Consider the following 19002-nt stretch of genomic DNA (forward strand, 5'->3'; position numbering starts at 1 on the left):
AAATGCGTGGGAATAGGATTGAGGCGATATAGTTAAGTGTTTGATAGGCAGTAAAAAGGGCACTGATGTGCCCTTAAAGTTCAATGAGTCTTTAGATTAACCTAAGAATCCACCAGTTTGGTGTTTCCACAACTGTGCATAAACACCGTTTTGTGAAAGCAGTTCTTGGTGTGAACCTTGTTCGATGATTTGCCCTTGATCCATAACAATCAAACGATCCATCGCTGCAATGGTTGATAAGCGGTGGGCGATAGCGATAACGGTTTTCCCTTCCATCAAAGCCTCAAGGTTTTCTTGAATCGCCGATTCCACTTCAGAATCGAGTGCAGACGTCGCTTCGTCCATAATCAGTATCGGCGCATTTTTAAGTAACACGCGCGCGATAGCAACACGCTGACGCTGTCCACCAGAGAGTTTCACTCCGCGTTCACCCACTTCTACGTCGTAATCTCGGTTACCTTGTTCATCTTTCAGCTCAGAGATAAATTCATGTGCGTGGGCTTGCTTGGCAGCATGGATAACCGCGTCCATGTCTGCATCAGGGTCACCGTAGAGAATGTTCTCTTTAATAGAGCGGTGAAGCAGTGACGTATCTTGTGTGATCATGCCGATATGTTGACGCAACGATTCTTGCTCTACTTGCGATATGTCTTGTCCATCAATGCAGATTTTGCCTTGGTTGACGTCATAGAAGCGTAGCAGCAGATTGACTAATGTAGACTTGCCTGCGCCAGAACGGCCAACGATGCCGACTTTTTCACCCGGTTTGATGTTGAGGTTCAACTGCTTAAATACCGCTTTTTCACCGCTGTAGTTAAAATCAACCTGGTTGAACTGGATAGCGCCTTGTGAAACCGAGAGTGATTTTGCATTCGGCACGTCTTTGACCTCGACATCGTTTGAAATGGTGTTCATTCCATCCACAACGGTACCGATGTTCTCGAATAGTGCGCTGACCTCCCACATGATCCACTTCGACATGCCTTGTACGCGCAGCGCAATACTGATCGCCACCGCAATCGCACCTATGGTGACCGCTTCATCTAACCAAAGCGTAACGGACATCGCCGCAATGGAAAGCAGCAGCAGGTAGTTCAATGCATCCACGCTGAGCAACAGACAAGTGACCATTCTCATCTGTTTGTATACGGTTTTAAGGAACAGTTTCATGCTGCTCTCTGCGTACTCAAGTTCGCGCTGAGAGTGGGCGAACAACTTAACCGTCGAAATGTTGGTGTACGAATCGACAATTCGACCAGTCATCAGTGAACGTGCGTCTGCTTGTTCTGTCGCGACTTGTTTCATCTTTGGTATGAAGTAGAACTGGATTAGCACATAAACGCCAAGCCAAATGATGATTGGTAGCATCATCATGGTATCCGATTCACCCATCATCCAAATCATTGAAATGAAATAGACCGAGATATAAACCAACACGTCGACCAGTTTCATTACCGTTTCACGAACGGCGAGGGCACTTTGCATCACTTTTGTGGCAACACGGCCAGCAAAGTCACGCTGGAAGAAACCAACTGCTTGCTTAAGTAAGTAGCGATGAATCAACCAGCGAATCGACATTGGGTAATTTCCCAGCAAAGACTGATGCATGATCATCGAGTGAGTGATACCAAGCACTGGCATCACGACAACAATGAGAAACAGCATGGTGTAAATCGTGCTGCTTTGGTCTTGCCAAAATGTCGCGCGATCTTGGTTACTGAGAATATCGACCAATTCTCCCATGTAACGTAACAACGTCACTTCTGCAAAAGCAATCGAAGCACTTAATAGCGCCATAACGATCAGTGGGCGTTCAAATCCCTTTGTGTAGTGAAGACAAAAGCCCAACAGGTTTTTAGGCGGCTTTTGTGTGTCGTTGTCGGGGAAGGGCTGAGTCAGCTTTTCGAACCAAGAAAACATAAGCGTACAAATCTGCATTTAATAAATAGGCGCACTTTGTACTACCAATTGACACAAAAGTCAGTAGATTGAGAGTAAATAATATGTATAATACAAATCATTATCATTTAAGCGTTTAAAAAACAACCATAGAAGTTAGTTAATGATTAAGAAAAATAAAATTGCTGCCGCTATCCGCCATGCACTTATCTTTGCAGTGGCGCCAACCTCGGCGTTGTTCACCCTAACTGCCAATGCAGAAGAGGGCGTGACTGAGTTTGAATCTGTGACCGTAACCGCAGAAGCACTCAAAGTCGACACACCAACCAAAGAAACGCCTCGTTCGGTGTCTGTGATTAGCGAAGAAGACCTTCGTAAACGCGCTCCGCAAAAGCTCGATGAAGCCTTGCGTTATACCGCGGGTGTAACTGCGCAACCCTACGGCTCAGACAACGATACGGATTGGTTCAAAGTCCGTGGATTTGATGCTGCCACTTACCTTGATGGCAATCGCCTGTTCCGAGACGGTTACTACACATGGTTAATTGAGCCGTACGGCTTACAAAGCGTTGAAGTATTAAAAGGCCCAGCAGGGATTCTGTTTGGTGAATCGGCTCCGGGTGGTGTCGTTAACGCGGTGCAGAAAAAGCCAACGTTTACTCCGCAAGGGGAAGTGCGTCTTGAGTTGGGCAACAACAACCATCAATCGATTGGTTTTGATATTGCTGACAACGCTAACGAAGATGGCACTGTCCGTTATCGTCTCGTTGGTCTGGTAAAAAGCGCAGACGGTGAACTCAATGGCACTGAAAATGAGCGTTTGTACCTAGCGCCAAGCGTAGAAATTGATGTATCTGAGAGAACCGTCCTAACGCTGTTAGCAACCTACTTACAAGATGACGGTATTCCGACCAACCCGTTCTTCCCAATGGCTGGTACGCTGACGGATTCCAATTTCGGTAGCATTGACCCTGAGACCAATCTAGGTCAACCAGACTACGATGACTACCAACGTACACAAATCTCGGTCGGCTATAAGCTTGAACACGAATTAAATGACATTTGGACGCTAAACCAATCCTTCAACTACGGTTATAACAAGCTCAAGTTAAAAAGCTCGTATGCGTTCTTTAACAATAACCCGGCTGTCTCTCAGTTAGGGCAAGGGCTAGTTTATCGAGATGGCGATAACCAGAGTATTTCCCTAGATAACAACGGTGTGGCGAATTGGCAAAGCGATAACGCAGAACATATGGTGCTAGTTGGTCTAGATCTGCAACACCATAAAACAGACGGCAAGGAGCAGGATAAGTACGACTTTGGCGTAATTAACCCAACCAATCCGGTTTATGGCAACTTCAACCCGTTAGATCCGCAATACAACATTGACCGTGAAATTGCCAAGACTCAAGCAAGTGTTTATTCGCAATATCAGTTGAAACTGAATGAGAAATTTATTGCATCTTTAGGCGCACGCTACGACTGGGTGAAAACAGAGAACCAAGGTCAAGGAATGAAGTCGGCAACCGAGACCGTTGACCAAGACTTTGACCGTAGTGACAGTGAAGTGTCGCTAAGTGCAGGGGTGATGTACCTTGCTGATAACGGTCTCTCTCCATACGCAAGTTACTCAGAGTCGTTCGAGGTAGTGAGTACGATTGATGCTGCGACTAACGATATTTACAAGCCGCTTGATGGTCAGCAGTTTGAAGTGGGTGTTAAGTATGAACCAGCGTTTATTGACGGTTCGTTAAACGTTGCGTGGTTTGACATTACTCAGAAGAACGCGATGGTGACGTCTGGCACATCGACTGTCGCAACACAAACAGGTGAAATCAGCTCTCAAGGCGTAGAAGTCGAGGCGATGGTAAAACCGCTGGATGACGTAACACTCTTGGCAAGTTACACCTACATCGATGCCGAGACCGATCAAACAGGAGGAAAAGGGACTAAACGTCCTGCTTTGATTCCTGAGCATCAGGCATCTGCTTGGGTCGATTACAACGCAAGAGCACTTATCGAGGGATTGAATATCGGAACGGGTGTTCGTTACGTTGGTGAGTCAAAAGACAATCCTAAGAGCACTAATGAAACCATTCCGAGCGTGACACTATGGGATGCGTCCATCGCGTACGACATTACGCCACAGTGGCAAGCTCAATTGAACGTGAACAACATCCTAGACAAGGAATACGTTTCAGGCTGTGACTACTGGTGCTACTTCGGTCAGTCTCGAAGCGTGATGCTTAACGCGAACTACCGCTGGTAATCTTGATGCCCCCTCCATTGAGGGGGCTTAGTATTTGTGAATCCCCATGTTTCAATTATCCGATATAAAAATTATTCGCGATGGAAGAGAAATCCTCGCGATAGATCATCTTGAGATCCCAACCTCAGAACTTACCGTTGTGCTTGGTCATAACGGCTCGGGAAAATCGACTTTGGTGAATTTGCTTTCTGGGCAAGCCACACCAGATATGGGCTTGGTTCGTCTTAACCAACAAGACTTAAGTCAATACAAAACCAAAGATCTAGCTAAGCAAGTTGCGTATCTACCGCAAAAGCTGCCTTCATCTGCGGGGTTGACCGTAAAAGAGTTGGTTCGATTAGGTCGTTTTCCTTGGCGCGGAACATTAGGTCGATGGAAAAAAGAAGATGAGCAAATTATCCAGTCTGCGATGGAAAAAACTGGCGTGGAACGTTTCTCGAGCGCATTAGCCGATCAGCTTTCTGGTGGTGAGCGCCAACGCGCTTGGGTGTCGATGTTATTGGCTCAACAGTCGCCGATTTTGATTCTTGATGAGCCAACCTCTGCGCTCGATGTGCATCACCAGTTTCAGCTTATGGGCTTGTTGTCTGAGTTGAACCGCCAAGAAGGCGTGGGGATCATCGTGATTCTTCACGACATTAACCTGGCTCTTCGTTATGCAACGCATATTGTCGCGTTAAAGCAAGGTCAGGTCGCGTTTGAAGGTGGCGCTGAAATTCTGCTTGATGAAGCTCGTTTATCTGACTTGTATCAATCAAGCGTTAAGCTCATTGACCATCCAGAGCCAGCGTTGAGCGCAACCAGTCAAAAAGTGGCGGTGGTATGCGCGTAACACGACACATCAGCATTGTGTTGTCGAGTTTACTTCTGGCGATGACTTCGATTGCGTGTCTGGCAAAAGAGACCATCGTGATTGAAGATGCTCTCGGCACACAACGCTTTACTAAACATCCGCAGCGAGTGGTGGCGTTGAACTGGGATATTCTAGAGCAGGTATTGGCGCTGGATGTGGTACCGATTGCTGCCCCTAATCTGCCTGCGTACCGTCAGTGGGTGGTCAACCCGGTCGCACCTGATGAGATTCAGGACATTGGCACGCGCGCTGAACCGAACTTGGAAATGATCGCTCGGTTAAAGCCAGATGTAATTTTGGCAGCTTCCACTCAGCAAGACCTACTACCACTGTTAAAACAGATTGCGCCGGTTGTCTATTTGCCGAATTTTTCTGAGAAAGAGAACGCTGCGCAAACCGCGATTCATCATTATCGTTTGATAGCAAAACTGTTGGGTAAAACAGAATTAGCGGAGAAACGACTGCAACAAATGGATGAGTCGTTCGAAGCGTTACGCGAAAAAATCGAGAATCAGTATCCACAACACCAACAAAAACCGCTTGAAGTGGTGGTGATGCGTTTTGCTTCTCTGAACTCGGTATTTATGACCACAGAAAACTCTACCGCCCAATATGTATTAGAGAAGTTGGGTTTAACCAATCCTATTCACATTGGCCCACGCGCATGGGGTATTAAGCAAGAGCGAATTAACCGACTGAAATACGTTGAAGACGGTTACGTGCTCTACATCCATCCATTTCCTGCAGAGGCGCAGCTAAAGCAATCTCGGTTGTGGCAAGCGATGCCTTTTGTTCAGAAGAACCACGTCAACTCTGTGAGACCGGTTTGGACCTACGGAGGCGCGATGTCGTTGCTCTATATGGCTGAAGCAATCACAGACAGTCTGTTAGAGCTGGGGGCTGAGCAATGAAAACATTCACATATTTAAGCGTGTGCTTGCTTACGCTATTGCTTGGTGGACTTAGCTTGCAAATTGATACCGATTTACACCTAAATCAGCAATGGCAGTTACTGGTATCGCCAAACTCTGCTCACTCGTTCGCAGATATCTTTTTTGTAGAATCTCAACTGCCGCGTTTAGCGGTGACTTTGTTGGTTGGCGCCATGCTCGGTATGGTGGGCAGCTTGATGCAACAGCTGACGCAAAATAACCTGACTTCGCCGTTAACCTTGGGAACCTCATCAGGCGCTTGGCTTGCACTGGTGATAGTCAATATCTGGTTTGTCGATTGGGTAGCCGATTATTCCGCCCTTGCTGCCATGATAGGCGCAATCGCTGCATTTGGTTTGATTGTCGCGATTGCTGGTATTCGCAATATGATGGGCTTGCCGCTGATCGTTTCAGGCATGGTGGTCAACATCTTACTTGGTTCGATTGCCGCTGCGTTGGTGGCGTTAAATCAGCAGTTCGCACAAAACATCTTTATGTGGGGCGCAGGGGATTTAGCGCAGAACAGTTGGGAATGGTTCAATTGGTTGTTACCACGCGTTTCTATTGCGTTGCTGGTGGTTTTGTTTGCACCGAGAGTTTTGACTTTACTGCGTTTGGGGCAAGATGGCGCTCAAGCGCGAGGTCTATCTGTGTTACCCGCATTTGCTCTTTTGATGGTGATCGGCATTTGGTTGGTTTCGGTCTCTATCACCGCTGTGGGATTGATCAGCTTTATCGGATTATTGACGCCAAATATCGCCAGATCGCTAGGTGCACGTACGCCGCGCGAAGAGTTGCTCAGTAGTTTAATCTTAGGCGCGGCATTGCTTCTTATTACCGACAGTCTTGCGATGTGGTTGAGCGTGTCTTTATCGACAACAATACCAAGTGGTGTCGCAGCTGCGGCGATTGGTGCACCAGCACTGATATGGTTTAGTCGCCAGCGTGTTGCTTCCGCGAGCGACAGAGTAAACATGACGATGTCCGAGTCGAGCACGCCGATAAGCCGCTTTGTGATTCTATTGATCGCCACGTTTGGAGTATTGGGCATTTTGGCGTACTCGTTTATCTCTTTAGGAGACACGAGCAGCATATTCAGCTTGCCGGGAGAGTTCCAATGGCAGCTACGTTGGCCAAGAATGCTGACTGCTCTATCCGTAGGTGTCGCGTTGGCGGTGGCAGGGATCATTTTGCAGCGTGTCGTGTACAACCCGCTGGCGAGTCCGGACATACTCGGTGTCTCGTCTGGCGCGACATTTGCCATCATTGTCCTCGGTGTGGTGAGCGGTAGCCTGTTGTCGGCGCTTAGTTGGGGCGTAGCGTTTGCAGGAAGTCTATCGGTATTGTTGTTACTGCTGTTGTTAGGTCGAAAGAGCAACTACAATCCATCGAATTTTATCCTATCAGGTATCGCGCTAACGGCGCTTCTTCAAGCTTTGGTGCAGTTTACGTTGGCGCAAGGGACGGGCGACAGCTACAAGACCTTATTGTGGTTGACAGGCTCTACGTATCGAGTGACAGCGTCACATGCGTTAGTGTTAGCGATGGCAGTGTCCGTGTTGCTAGTCGTGGTATTTGGGATCTCTCGCTGGCTGACATTGATATCGGTAGGGCGTGAATTTGCGACAGCTCGAGGGCTCAGCAGCGCGAAAGTGAGTGGTGTTAGCCTAGCCATCGTCGCGTTGATGTGCGCATTTGCAACCGCGACAATGGGGCCAGTTTCATTTGTTGGTTTAGTCGCTCCGCATATGGCATCGATGCTCGGCGCTAAAACAATTAAAACTCAGCTCGTGACGGGGGCGCTTATCGGTGCAACGTTAATGATTTGGGCAGACTGGGCAGGGCAAGCGCTCATCTATCCAAATCAAATTGCCGCAGGGACGCTAGTGGCAACCTTGGGCAGTGGCTATTTTCTATTACTGATGTTGAAAGGCAAGTTTCGTTAGAGTTTGACACAAGCATCTATTAAATAAACGCCCCGCAGTAAACGCGGGGCTTTGTTGATCTACTTGAAAGAAAAAGTCTAATAAAGCGCTTCAAACTCTGAGATGCGAGGTTTGCCGCGCAGCAAAAGAAAATTCAAAAACCGAGATGCCGAGCTTGTGATTACTCTTTCTTCAGGCACGTTATGTCTTTCTAACAGTGAAATTGCCAGGTCTAAACGAGCGATCTCTTCACAAAAATGCGCGTCGGAACCTGTAGTAAAGTAAACGCCAATTTCATTGCCGAGTTCGACGATGTTTGAGCAATGGACATCACTGCCTTTGCGGCTTTTGCCCGTCAGAGAGGTGTTGTTAACTTCAATTGCGACATTGTTGTCTTTTGCACATTGCAACACGGGTTTTAGCTCAAACGGGTAATTCGGATTGCCCAAGTGGCCTAAGGCATCGACTTTGCCGCTTTCAATCACATTGATCAGGGTTTGGGTATGCTCTTTGACTGACGCTGGAGCGAATATAGGTTCGTGAAAGCTGGCTATGATCCAATCTAAATGTGGATAAGACGATGGCGGCAGATCAAGCTCTCCTGCATGGTTAAGCGTATTGGCTTCGACACCTCGCAAAATGCCGACATCGTGTAAAAAGCGGGGCAAAATTCTTTGGTTGTTGAAATACCAGTAGTGGGGGGCACCGGGCATTTCAGGAGCATGATCCGTAGTACAAAGAAGTTTTAACCCCTTATTCTTAGACGCGAGGGCGTTTTCAATAATGGTGCTGTAGGCATGACCACTGGCGATAGTATGTGTATGACTATCCACGACTATGTCCATACTGTCTCCTTGTGTGGCTATCTGATTTCGAAAGAACCATCTTGGTTCATAAACAAAGTAAGGTCCGCAGGAACTGAGTGGTTGAGCACTTTATCCACATTGAGCGAATCTGAATTGTCGTAAAACGCCTGCGCTTCTTCGGGCGAGCTACCACCACGAATCTTGCGGTTTACCAGTCTTTCTTCGAGATACTTAGGGTCGGTATCGACAAAAATGGTAAAGTCAGCCAACTCGTGTAATCCATTCCAAACTGGCTCATTGAGTAGCAACCAGTTACCTTCAACGACAACAATATTGTCTTTAACTCGGATCGCATCTTCGACAGGATCGTGCAAATTTCGGTCGTAGTATGGCCAAAGTGGATCGCTGGTTTTGAGTAGTTTTAGCTTGCGGATAAGCTCACTCAGGTTAAAGGTTTCAAAGGAGCCTTTGATTTCTCTTAAACAAATCTTCTCGCCGTTTCGTTCGATAAAGTTATGGTTGAGGATTTCATTTGGGTAATGGAACCCGTCAAACGGCAATACTTGCAGTGGTTCAAGGTTTTCGCTTTGGTAAGATAAATATTCCCAGAACGCCGCAAGGGTGGATTTTCCGCTGCCGGGTGGGGCACATAGAAACACAACAATTCGTTCTTGTTTTTGCTCAAACAAGCGTGAGAATTTCTCGACCAAGGGTTTGTGTATCAGTGAGACGTCGCTGTCAGGAAACTTTGCTTGAGTTTCGAAGCCACTGACATCTAATGTGACTTTCATAGTGTAAGCCTTATTCTAAAATCTCTTTGGTGACCCGTTCGATAAGCATTTCACAAGAGAGCTTCAATACTGTTTTGATCAGCGATTCGTAGCGCATTTGTGAGAATGACTCGAACGAAGAAAACTTAAGCTGGTTAATCGAATCGAGATAAAAACTGTCTTCGCCTTTGGTCAACGTCGCTTGATTAGTTATAAACTCGTACACCATGTCGTCGTCATAACTCAGCTTAGCTGGCTGATTGAGCGCATAGTCGAGCATTTGGTCGTAAAGGCCAATATCTGCGTACGTTTCGAGCGAAATTTTACCCATTGCGAAGATAAGCTTCGAGACGACATCGGTAGTCACCAACGGACCATCTTCTTTGATTAACGGTGCAACGGCGTATTGCATAACAAATTCGTCTTGAACGAAGACTTGTGGCAATAGTTCTTTCAGCTTTAAGTTGATAATCTTGTTCGATACTTGGAGAAAGCAGGTTGCAGTCTCACAATGGTCTATTGCATCAAACAGCTCTTCTTCTCGGGACAAATGTTGATTAACCTTTTTAGAATGTGGCAGCTCTAGGCTACCACACAGTAGGTCAGCGCTAAACAGAGAGGCTGACATCGTAAAACTCGAGTAACGCTTTTTCTGCGTGAGCGTTCCAAACGTAGTTATTCGCCTTCAATATCGCGTCGAGATCTTCAAAAAACGGGTCAACATCCGCAAGTGATAAGAAGTTGTCTATCGCCGTTAACGGTAAATTGATATGCGGGTAAATCAGCTTTTTGCCGCCAGGAATATCAAGCTGGTTGAGAATCGTATGAGGCGCAGATTCAAGCCCACCAACGTGCGTGATCATAAATGACGGATTAATCTTGTTTTGCTCCGAAAGCTCGATTGACTCGACCATATCACCTGTTGAACCACCTGAAGTGCCAACAATATGCGTTGATTCGTAATGGACGTTATAGAAGTTAAACGGCACTTTGAATTGCTTGTCAGTCGGTCCGGCGAAGAAGTTGAGACAGCCATCATTGCCGAGTAGCTCGTCCGCTTGTTCAAGGACTTGATGTACTGCCGCGTAGACCATTACGTCATCATAACCTTTACCGCCGTTGAGTTCTTTCAGGTACTCGACTGGGTTATCGACGTTAGCCGTATTGATGTAGTGAAGTTCAACGCCATTTTCCGCCGCTTTTTCAACAGGAATTAACGATTGAGCGCGGCTTAAGCGGTTTTCATCGATATCGGTCACCACCAATAGGCGAGGTTTCACCGGTCCGTTAATTGCGTAATCAATTGCGCCAATGCCCATTGGTCCGGCACAAGCCAATAACGCTAGAGAACCGTTCGGTTTGATGCCCATTTGGTGCTCGTAAACGTATGGCGTCGTGTGGTAGCTCGCGTGGTAAGCACCGATGATACAAGACATAGGCTCAGCCAAAGATGCGTTGGCAAAGTAGCTGCCGTTGTATGGCAATACGCAACCTAGATCGATGGCGACTTTTGGAATGATAGAGTAGGTCGCATTGCCACCAAATGTTTCGTAACTGTAGCCAGCAGAGTAACCTGAAGGTAGGCCCATCGCTGGTTGAAGCACAAACGGTTGACCAGGTTGATACTTATCTTTTAGGTTAGCGCCAACTTCGACAATGATGCCTGCGTATTCGTGGCCTGTCATCACTGGTACTTGGTCGATATCGTCTGGTACACGCTTGTGCTTGCTACCAAGTAGTGCGGCTTTATAAGTCGATAAACAGATACTGTTGGAAATGTTTTTTACCAATAGCTCGTCATCGCCGATTGTTGGCAATTCGAAAGTGCGTAGTTGGACATCTTTCTCACCACAAATAACGGCTGCAGTCGTTTGAACCATGATTTTCTCCCGGAGATAAGGGGCCGAGATAAGGCCCCAAAAAGTTAAATTAAGCTTGTTGACGAATCGTTGTGATTAGCTCATCTAGAGCTGGATCGTGCAGGAAGTTTTTAATCGTAATCACGGGTAATCCTGTCGCGTTGACTGCTCGGCTTTCCAAGCTCTCGTGAGTGACAACAACATCAGCGTGTGACGGCACTTTCTCAATCGCGTAGTTTTTCACTTCGACATCGAATCCAGCATCTACGAGTTTTTTCTTGAACGTTGACGCGCCCATTGCGCTAGAGCCCATACCAGCATCACAAGCGAAGGCGACGAACTTGATCTTTGTAGCTTCTGGAGAGGCTTGAGTGGTTGTCGCTTTTACCGCACCCTCAGCCTTCATCTCTTTCATATCCGTTACTGAACGTTCAAATTCATTTTCTGATTCTTCCGTTTTGCTGACTTTCAAGATTGCGCTGGCCACTAAGAAAGAAACGATAGTTGCAGTTGTCACACCTGCGATGGTGGCGATAAAGCTGCCTTTTGGCGTCAATGCTAGGTAAGAGAAGATTGAGCCAGGACTAGGGCCCGCTACCAGACCAGCATCAAGGAGATTAAACGTTGCAATCCCCGTTGCTGCGCCGGCAATCATTGCCACAATCATGATTGGTTTCATTAGAACGTACGGGAAGTACAGCTCATGGATACCACCAAAGAAGTGAATAATGATCGCACTCGGTGCAGAACGTTTACTTAAACCTTGTCCAAACTTTGCGTACGCAAGCAACATACCTAGACCAGGACCCGGGTTAGACGCAACCATAAAGAAGATGGATTTACCCGTTTCTGCCGCAGCCTGTAGACCTAATGGGTAGTAAATACCTTGGTCGATAGCATTGTTCAGGAACAGCACTTTTGCAGGTTCATTAATAATGGCGAGTAAAGGGAGGAAACCTGTTGCTACAAGCGCTTCGATACCTGATTTAACGAAAAGGTTTGCCGCTGTTACTGCAGGGCCAACGATCGCGTAAGCAAATAAGCACATGATCATGCCGAAAATGCCTAGCGAGAAGTTATTGACCACCATTTCAAAACCGGAAGGAATCTTATGTTCGATCTTTTTGTCGATTTGCACGATAACCCAGCCACTAAGTGGGCCCATGATCATCGCACCGACAAACATTGGTATCTCCGCGCCAGCGATAACACCCATTGTACCAATCGCGCCTGCTACCGCACCGCGCTTGTCACCGACAATTTGACCACCGGTATAACCAATCAATAATGGCAGTAGGTAGGTGATCATTGGTCCAACGAGTTCACCGAAGTAAGCGTTAGGCATCCAGCCTGTTGGGATAAATAACGCGGTAATAAAGCCCCATGCGATAAAGGCGCCTATGTTCGGCAGAACCATCGCGGTCAAATGACCACCGAAGGCTTGCACTTTTGCTCTTACGTTTGTAGTCACGTTATGTTCCTTCTTTTTAGTATGATTTTATGATGTTGAGGACATCTTCTTTCGAAGATGCGGCAGCAAGCTTGGTGATGTTCGCTTCATCGACAAGCATTTCGCTCAGCGCTTGAATGACTTCTATATGGGTATCAGAGTCTGTGGCAGCTAGCGTTAGCAACACATTCGCCGGCCCCATATCAGAGCCAAAATCCACTGCGGTCGGGAAAACATGAATGCCAAGTCCTGTTTTTAATACTCCAGCTTCAGGGCGAGCGTGGGGCATAGCTATTCCAGGACAAAGAACGTAATATGGACCATTATCAATGGTAGACTGGATGATTGCGGATGCGTAATCTGATGTTACGTAGCCTTTTGTTTCAAGGTAAGCAGTCGTTACTTTCACCGCCTCAGCCCATTGATATTCTTTACTATCAATTACATCAATGAGGTCATGGTCGATAAGGTCATACAGCATAGTGGTTTCCCGCTAGATTTGTTGTTGATAGGCTTATTATCAGTAAGCCGAGCGGGGTTGAAAACTGAGAAGGTTTTGTGATTAAAGTCTCGCAATACGCGCTGTCAATTCTTTAATTCGAACGTCAATCACATTTCAATATAGAAATAAAACAACGTATTTTGTTTGAATTACAAATCAAGACCCATAATTTGATCCCATTAATAAACTCAATAAAAAATCAAACTTTCATTTAAATGATCTGGATCTCTTTTGTGTTCTTGACTGAATTTATAACGTGATTTCGCTCAAGCTGGGAAAGAGCGTTAGAGCGGATTTTTATGCGATATTGAACGATCAAAATCACACTGTTAGTTTTGTGAATATATTTTGAAACTAATTTACACTCTTCGTTTGGACATAAAAAAGCCCCGCTATGTGAGCGGGGCTTTGTTGTTTGTAGCTAATCGTTGATTAAGCGAGTAGTTCTTTTGCTGTGTTTACTACGTTTTCAGTCGTGAAACCAAACATCTTGAACAGTTCACCCGCTGGTGCAGATTCACCGAAGGTTGTCATACCGATGATCTTGCCGCCAAAGCCTACGTACTTGTACCAGAAGTCCGCGATGCCCGCTTCGATAGCGATACGCGCTGTTACGTCTGATGGCAGTACTGCTTCACGGTAAGCTGCGTCTTGCTTGTCGAATGCATCAGTCGATGGCATTGAAACAACGCGTACTTGCTTACCTTCTGCTGTTAGCTGTGCTGCTGCTTCTACTGCGAGCTCAACTTCAGAGCCTGTTGCGATAAGGATAAGTTCTGGCTTGCCTGCGCAATCTTTCAGGATGTAACCGCCTTTCGCGATGTCCGCAACTTGCTCAGCTGTACGCTCTTGTTGTGCTAGGTTCTGACGCGAGAAGATAAGCGCTGTTGGCGCATCTTTACGCTCAATTGCCAGTTTCCAAGCCACTGCTGATTCAACCTGGTCACATGGACGCCATGTGCTCATGTTTGGCGTTAGACGTAGAGACGCCATTTGCTCAACTGGTTGGTGAGTCGGACCATCTTCGCCAAGACCGATAGAGTCGTGCGTGTACACTTGGATGTTCTGAATCTTCATCAGAGATGCCATGCGCATTGCGTTACGTGCGTATTCCATAAACATTAGGAATGTTGCGCCGTAAGGAACGAAACCACCATGTAGCGCGATGCCGTTCATGATTGCCGTCATACCGAACTCACGTACGCCGTAATGCACGTAGTTGCCAGAGAAGTCGTTCGCTTCAAGTGATTTAGAGCCAGACCACATGGTTAGGTTAGAAGGCGCAAGGTCAGCAGAGCCGCCCATGAACTCAGGTAGTAACGCACCGAACGCTTCTAGCGCATTTTGTGATGCTTTACGTGATGCGATGTTCGCTGGGTTTGCTTGAAGGTCAGAAATGATTTGGCTTGCTTTCTCTTCCCACTGTGCTGGTAGCTCACCGTTTACGCGGCGTTTGAATTCTGCTGCAAGCTCTGGATATGCTGCTTCATAAGCTGCAAATTTCTCGTTCCACGCTGCTTCCTTAGCTGCGCCTGCTTCTTTCGCAGACCATTCTGCGTAAACTTCTTGCGGAATTTCAAAAGGACCGTGCTCCCAACCTAGTTCTTTACGTGTTGCTGCGATTTCTTCTGCACCTAGTGGCGCACCGTGACAGTCGTGAGAACCAGACTTGTTAGGAGAACCAAAACCGATAATCGTTTTAGTACAGATTAGAGTAGGGCGTGGGTCTGCTTTAGCCGCTTCGATTGCTGCGTTGATTGCTGCAGAGTCGTGGCCGTCTACCGCTGGAATTACATGCCAGCCGTACGCTTCAAAACGTTTAGGTGTATCGTCAGAGAACCAGCCTTCTACTTCGCCATCGATTGAGATGCCGTTGTCATCCCAGAACGCGATCAGTTTGCCTAGACCTAGCGTGCCAGCCAGAGAACATGCCTCGTGCGAGATGCCTTCCATCAGACAGCCGTCACCCATAAACACGTAAGTGAAGTGGTCAACGATGTCGTGGCCTTCTTTGTTGAACTGAGATGCTAGCGCTTTTTCAGCCAACGCCATACCTACTGCGTTAGTGATACCTTGGCCTAGTGGACCTGTTGTTGTCTCGATACCAGGTGCGTAACCGTACTCAGGGTGACCCGGAGTTTTAGAATGCAGCTGACGGAAGTTCTTTAGATCGTCGATTGATAGCTCGTAACCTGCAAGGTGCAGTAGAGAGTAAATCAGCATAGAGCCGTGGCCGTTTGATAGTACAAAACGGTCGCGGTCAGCCCATTCTGGGTTCGATGGGTTGTGGTTTAGGTGAGAGCGCCAAAGAACTTCAGCGATATCAGCCATACCCATAGGCGCACCAGGGTGACCAGAGTTAGCTTGTTGAACACCGTCCATGCTTAGCGCACGGATTGCATTTGCTAGCTGTTTGTTTGATAAAGAGGAGCGATCCATAATAATTACCGAATATGTTTAATTCTAGGAAAGGGATATTAAGAGGGGAACGCAAACGTTCCCCTTTTTGATTCTGTGTCTTACAGCTTAGCTGCGATCATGTCTTCAAGTTTGCCTTGGTCAATCGCGAAGTTGCGGATACCTTCAGCAAGCTTCTCTACCGCCATTGGGTCTTGGTTGTGATCCCATAGGAACTCAGCGTGAGTCATTGGAGCAGGGCGCTCTTTTGCACCGTTAGAGTCAACTAGCTTCTCAACGACTTCACCTTCAGCCGCTTCAAGTTCTGCAAGTAGAGCAGGTGCGATAGTTAGACGGTCACAACCAGCTAGCTCAAGGATTTCACCGATGTTACGGAAGCTTGCACCCATAACGACTGTTTTGTAGCCGTATTCTTTGTAGTAGTTGTAGATCTTAGTTACTGACAATACGCCTGGATCTTCTTGAGCTTCGAAGTCGCGACCTTCTTTCGCTTTGTACCAGTCCATGATACGACCAACGAATGGAGAGATTAAGAATACGCCAGCTTCAGCACATGCGCGCGCCTGAGCGAATGAGAATAGAAGAGTCAGGTTACAGTTGATACCTTCTTTCTCTAGGATTTCTGCTGCGCGGATACCTTCCCAAGTAGAAGCCAGTTTGATTAGGATGCGGTCGTTAGAAATGCCTGCATCGTTGTACATCTTAACTAGCTGACGAGCTTTCGCTACGCTGCCTTCCATATCGTAAGAAAGACGTGCGTCAACTTCTGTAGAGATACGGCCAGGGATAGTTTTTAGGATTTCTTTACCAATGTTTACAGCAAGCATGTCACAAGTGTCTTGAACTTGTTGAGCTTTGTCGTTGCTTTGCTCTTTTGCGTAAGCGATTGAAGCGTCGATTAGAGGTGCGTACTCAGCGATTTGAGCAGCTTTCAGAATCAGAGATGGGTTAGTGGTTGCGTCTTCTGGTTGGTACTTTTTAATTGCGTCGATTTCACCAGTGTCAGCTACTACAGTCGTTAGTTTACGAAGTTGCTCTAATTTGTTGCTCATTACGATCATCCTATTTCATGGGGCTCATACTTTGCTGTAAGCATGAAGAGTGCATTTGCAAGCGTGCCAGACAATAGAAGTACAAGTTTGTTCTATCAGCCAGCTTTTAACTTTTCACCGTTTGAGCATTTGTTGTGAACATTTGCTCGAACGCTGAGTAAATGATGGGTTCATAATTATCTTATCTGAGCCGAAAGTCAATTGTTGATCTAGGGGTAAAGTGACATTCATCAACTATTTTTTTTATTGTCGACCTAGGTTTGCATAAATAAACGTTTGCCTAGATAGCGTATAGCTTGCGGAGCGACACAAAGTGCTAAATTTACGCGTGAGAATTTGTTTTTGTGATGAGCAAATGTTGATGTTTTCCACCCTAGTGACATATGCTACGCACATGAGCGCTTGTAACAGCGTTGAGTATATGCCCAGTTTTTAGGGGCGCGAACAACATAAGTTAGGTTGACCATGAGTAAATCCACTAATGATGTGTCTGACGAGAGCACCGATCTACTAACTGAAATATCGGTCGCTTATTACCAAGACGGCGCGACACAAGAAGAGATTTCAAAGAAGTTTGCGGTTTCACGAGCAAAAGTGGGGCGCATGCTAAAACAAGCAAGAGACGAAGGCATTGTCGAGATCACTGTGAAATACCATCCAGTATTCAGTGCCAAGATAGAACAGCGCCTTATTGAGCGCTTTGGAGTAAAGCGCGCACTTGTTGCGTTAGACCAACCGAGCGAAGAGCAGCAGCGACTGCAAGTTGCAGGGTTAGTGTCGAAATACATGGCGAGCACGCTGCAAAACGGTACGGTGGTGACGGTAGGCCAGGGACGGAATGTGTCAGCAGTGGCGCACCACGTTGGTGTCATCCCACAGAAGGATGTGAAGTTTGTGTGTGGGATTGGCGGCATTCACCCACGCGGGGGGATGTACAATGCTGACCATATTTGCCGTCAGTTCGCTAAAAGCTACGGCGGAAGCTCTGAAACCTTGTATGCGCCAGCGTATGCAGAAAACCGCGAACAAAAGATCGCTTTTATGCAAAATGCGACCGTCAAACAGACTTTAGACCTTGCGCGAAAAGCAGACGTGGCGTTAGTTGGTATCGGCGATATGAGTGAAAACAGCTACATGGTCGACTTAGGCTGGTTTACAGCAGAAGAAGTGGTTCAATCACGTATGATGCAAGGCGTGGTTGGCGACTTTGCGGGATACGACTTCTTTGACATCAATGGTGAGTCAGCTAAGACGGTGATGAGCGACCGAATTATCGGCCTAGGCATTGATGAGTTTCGTTCCGTATCAGAGGTGATTGCTATCGCGGCGGAAAACAGTAAGCCACTGGCTTTGCTAGGTGCTCTGAGAACTGGGGCGATCGATGTCATTGCGACCAGCGTGAGTAACGCACTGACGGTTTTAAACCTTGATGAGCAAATGCACGACGCTCAAGCAAATCTAACAAAACGAGATTGAGTATTCGGCGTTAAAACTTTTCCGTACTCGGGAGTTCAAAGAGCCCCTGAGTACGGAATGACTACTCCGATACCAACAAGGTGATTTCAACTCGTTCTTTGCCTTTACCAATGTTCTTACGCTTTAGCGCTATTTTACCCACTTCCGAAGTGCGCTTTAGGTGAGTGCCGCCGCAAGGCACTTGAGCAAACCCTTCTACTCTCCAGTAGCGTCGCTGCTGCTCTTGATCGGCGAACGCGCTTATTATCGGTAAATCTGCGTCGATGATCGCCTGTGCTTGCTGTGTGAAACCAATTAATAATGGATTAATGTTTTCATGCCACTCAAAGTCGATGCGGCTTTTATCTTGCGAGATATGCGCGCCAATTTTGGCGATTTCTGGGTAGCGCTGCGTAAACAGTTCAAGCACCACTTCTGCGGCAAAGTGTAACTTCATTAGGGCGTAGCGCCTGTTCCAATCGATCTGGCTAACGACATTATCACCGACAGCAAAGTTGGGCGGCGATTGTAGCGTGTAGATGATGCGCTTTTCGTCTTTAATAGCAACAACAACTGGAATCCCAGCGATGGTTGCCGCATCACTTTCTTGCCCGCCTGACTCGGCATAGATAATAGTATGGGAAAGCTCAACGTCATTGCCTTCAATACGCGTTACCTGCGATGTCAGTTCGGTGAGGTATGGGTCATTCCAGAATTCCTTTTCCGTCATTGTTTAACCTATGCTTTTCTCTGTTTGGCTACCAAGATAACAAAACTATCAAAATATCCATAGTAAACGCGGCAGCTATATT

At 46.9% G+C, this 19002-nt stretch carries 15 protein-coding genes; 5 read left to right on the top strand and 10 right to left on the bottom strand.

Going from position 1 to position 19002, the window contains the following annotated elements; genetic code table 11:
* Positions 1 to 96 precede the first annotated feature (96 nt).
* A complete protein-coding gene (locus AKJ31_RS02875) occupies positions 97 to 1920 on the bottom strand; it encodes an ABC transporter ATP-binding protein (protein ID WP_053407982.1) in 1824 nt (607 codons plus the stop codon).
* A gap of 142 nt (positions 1921 to 2062) precedes the next feature.
* Here AKJ31_RS02875 and AKJ31_RS02880 point away from each other — a divergent pair, with 142 nt between their 5' ends.
* From AKJ31_RS02880 to fhuB, 4 genes are read left to right on the top strand one after another with little or no spacing between them, the layout of a single operon-like run.
* Positions 2063 to 4168 (top strand): TonB-dependent siderophore receptor, encoded by a 2106-nt coding sequence (locus tag AKJ31_RS02880; RefSeq protein WP_053407570.1) that lies wholly within the window; start codon positions 2063 to 2065, stop codon positions 4166 to 4168.
* 46 nt (positions 4169 to 4214) lie between these two features.
* Positions 4215 to 5000 carry an ABC transporter ATP-binding protein gene (locus AKJ31_RS02885; RefSeq protein WP_053407571.1) on the top strand — a complete coding sequence of 262 codons (786 nt, stop codon included), beginning with the start codon at positions 4215 to 4217 and terminating at the stop codon, positions 4998 to 5000.
* On the top strand, positions 4991 to 5932 hold the full coding sequence (locus AKJ31_RS02890; protein WP_083439945.1) for an iron-siderophore ABC transporter substrate-binding protein: 942 nt from the start codon (positions 4991 to 4993) through the stop codon (positions 5930 to 5932). Before AKJ31_RS02885 ends, AKJ31_RS02890 begins: the two co-directional genes overlap by 10 nt.
* Positions 5929 to 7899 carry a Fe(3+)-hydroxamate ABC transporter permease FhuB gene (gene fhuB / locus AKJ31_RS02895; protein WP_053407572.1) on the top strand — a complete coding sequence of 657 codons (1971 nt, stop codon included), beginning with the start codon at positions 5929 to 5931 and terminating at the stop codon, positions 7897 to 7899. Before AKJ31_RS02890 ends, fhuB begins: the two co-directional genes overlap by 4 nt.
* A 77-nt stretch (positions 7900 to 7976) precedes the next feature.
* Here fhuB and AKJ31_RS02900 read toward each other — a convergent pair whose 3' ends face one another.
* From AKJ31_RS02900 to tal, 8 genes are all read right to left on the bottom strand, one after another.
* Positions 7977 to 8723: a phosphatase gene (locus tag AKJ31_RS02900; RefSeq protein WP_053407573.1), complete on the bottom strand. Its 747-nt coding sequence runs from the start codon at positions 8721 to 8723 to the stop codon at positions 7977 to 7979.
* Positions 8724 to 8740: 17 nt separating this feature from the next.
* A complete protein-coding gene (locus AKJ31_RS02905) occupies positions 8741 to 9475 on the bottom strand; it encodes a nucleoside/nucleotide kinase family protein (protein ID WP_053407574.1) in 735 nt (244 codons plus the stop codon).
* Positions 9476 to 9485: 10 nt separating this feature from the next.
* Complete coding sequence (locus tag AKJ31_RS02910) at positions 9486 to 10004, bottom strand: MltR family transcriptional regulator (RefSeq protein ID WP_053407984.1); 519 nt, start codon at positions 10002 to 10004, stop codon at positions 9486 to 9488.
* Positions 10005 to 10062: 58 nt separating this feature from the next.
* Positions 10063 to 11334, bottom strand: a complete 1272-nt coding sequence (locus AKJ31_RS02915; protein ID WP_053407575.1) for a zinc-binding dehydrogenase — start codon at positions 11332 to 11334, stop codon at positions 10063 to 10065.
* Between the two features lie 49 nt (positions 11335 to 11383).
* Complete coding sequence (locus tag AKJ31_RS02920) at positions 11384 to 12784, bottom strand: PTS mannitol transporter subunit IIBC (RefSeq protein ID WP_053407576.1); 1401 nt, start codon at positions 12782 to 12784, stop codon at positions 11384 to 11386.
* Between the two features lie 16 nt (positions 12785 to 12800).
* Positions 12801 to 13244 carry a PTS sugar transporter subunit IIA gene (locus tag AKJ31_RS02925; protein ID WP_053407577.1) on the bottom strand — a complete coding sequence of 148 codons (444 nt, stop codon included), beginning with the start codon at positions 13242 to 13244 and terminating at the stop codon, positions 12801 to 12803.
* A 453-nt stretch (positions 13245 to 13697) separates the two neighbouring features.
* Positions 13698 to 15704, bottom strand: coding sequence for a transketolase (gene tkt, locus AKJ31_RS02930; protein WP_053407578.1), 2007 nt, complete (start codon positions 15702 to 15704; stop codon positions 13698 to 13700).
* An 80-nt stretch (positions 15705 to 15784) separates the two neighbouring features.
* Complete coding sequence (gene tal / locus AKJ31_RS02935) at positions 15785 to 16735, bottom strand: transaldolase (RefSeq protein ID WP_053407579.1); 951 nt, start codon at positions 16733 to 16735, stop codon at positions 15785 to 15787.
* Positions 16736 to 17200: 465 nt separating this feature from the next.
* Between tal and AKJ31_RS02940 the strand changes: the two genes are divergently transcribed.
* Positions 17201 to 18211, top strand: a complete 1011-nt coding sequence (locus AKJ31_RS02940; protein WP_053407580.1) for a sugar-binding transcriptional regulator — start codon at positions 17201 to 17203, stop codon at positions 18209 to 18211.
* Between the two features lie 61 nt (positions 18212 to 18272).
* Here AKJ31_RS02940 and AKJ31_RS02945 read toward each other — a convergent pair whose 3' ends face one another.
* Entirely contained in the window at positions 18273 to 18920 is a 648-nt protein-coding gene (locus tag AKJ31_RS02945; protein ID WP_053407581.1) for an alanyl-tRNA editing protein, read from the bottom strand.
* Positions 18921 to 19002 lie beyond the last annotated feature (82 nt).

This window comes from Vibrio hepatarius (assembly GCF_001274785.1).
Lineage (GTDB): Bacteria > Pseudomonadota > Gammaproteobacteria > Enterobacterales > Vibrionaceae > Vibrio > Vibrio hepatarius.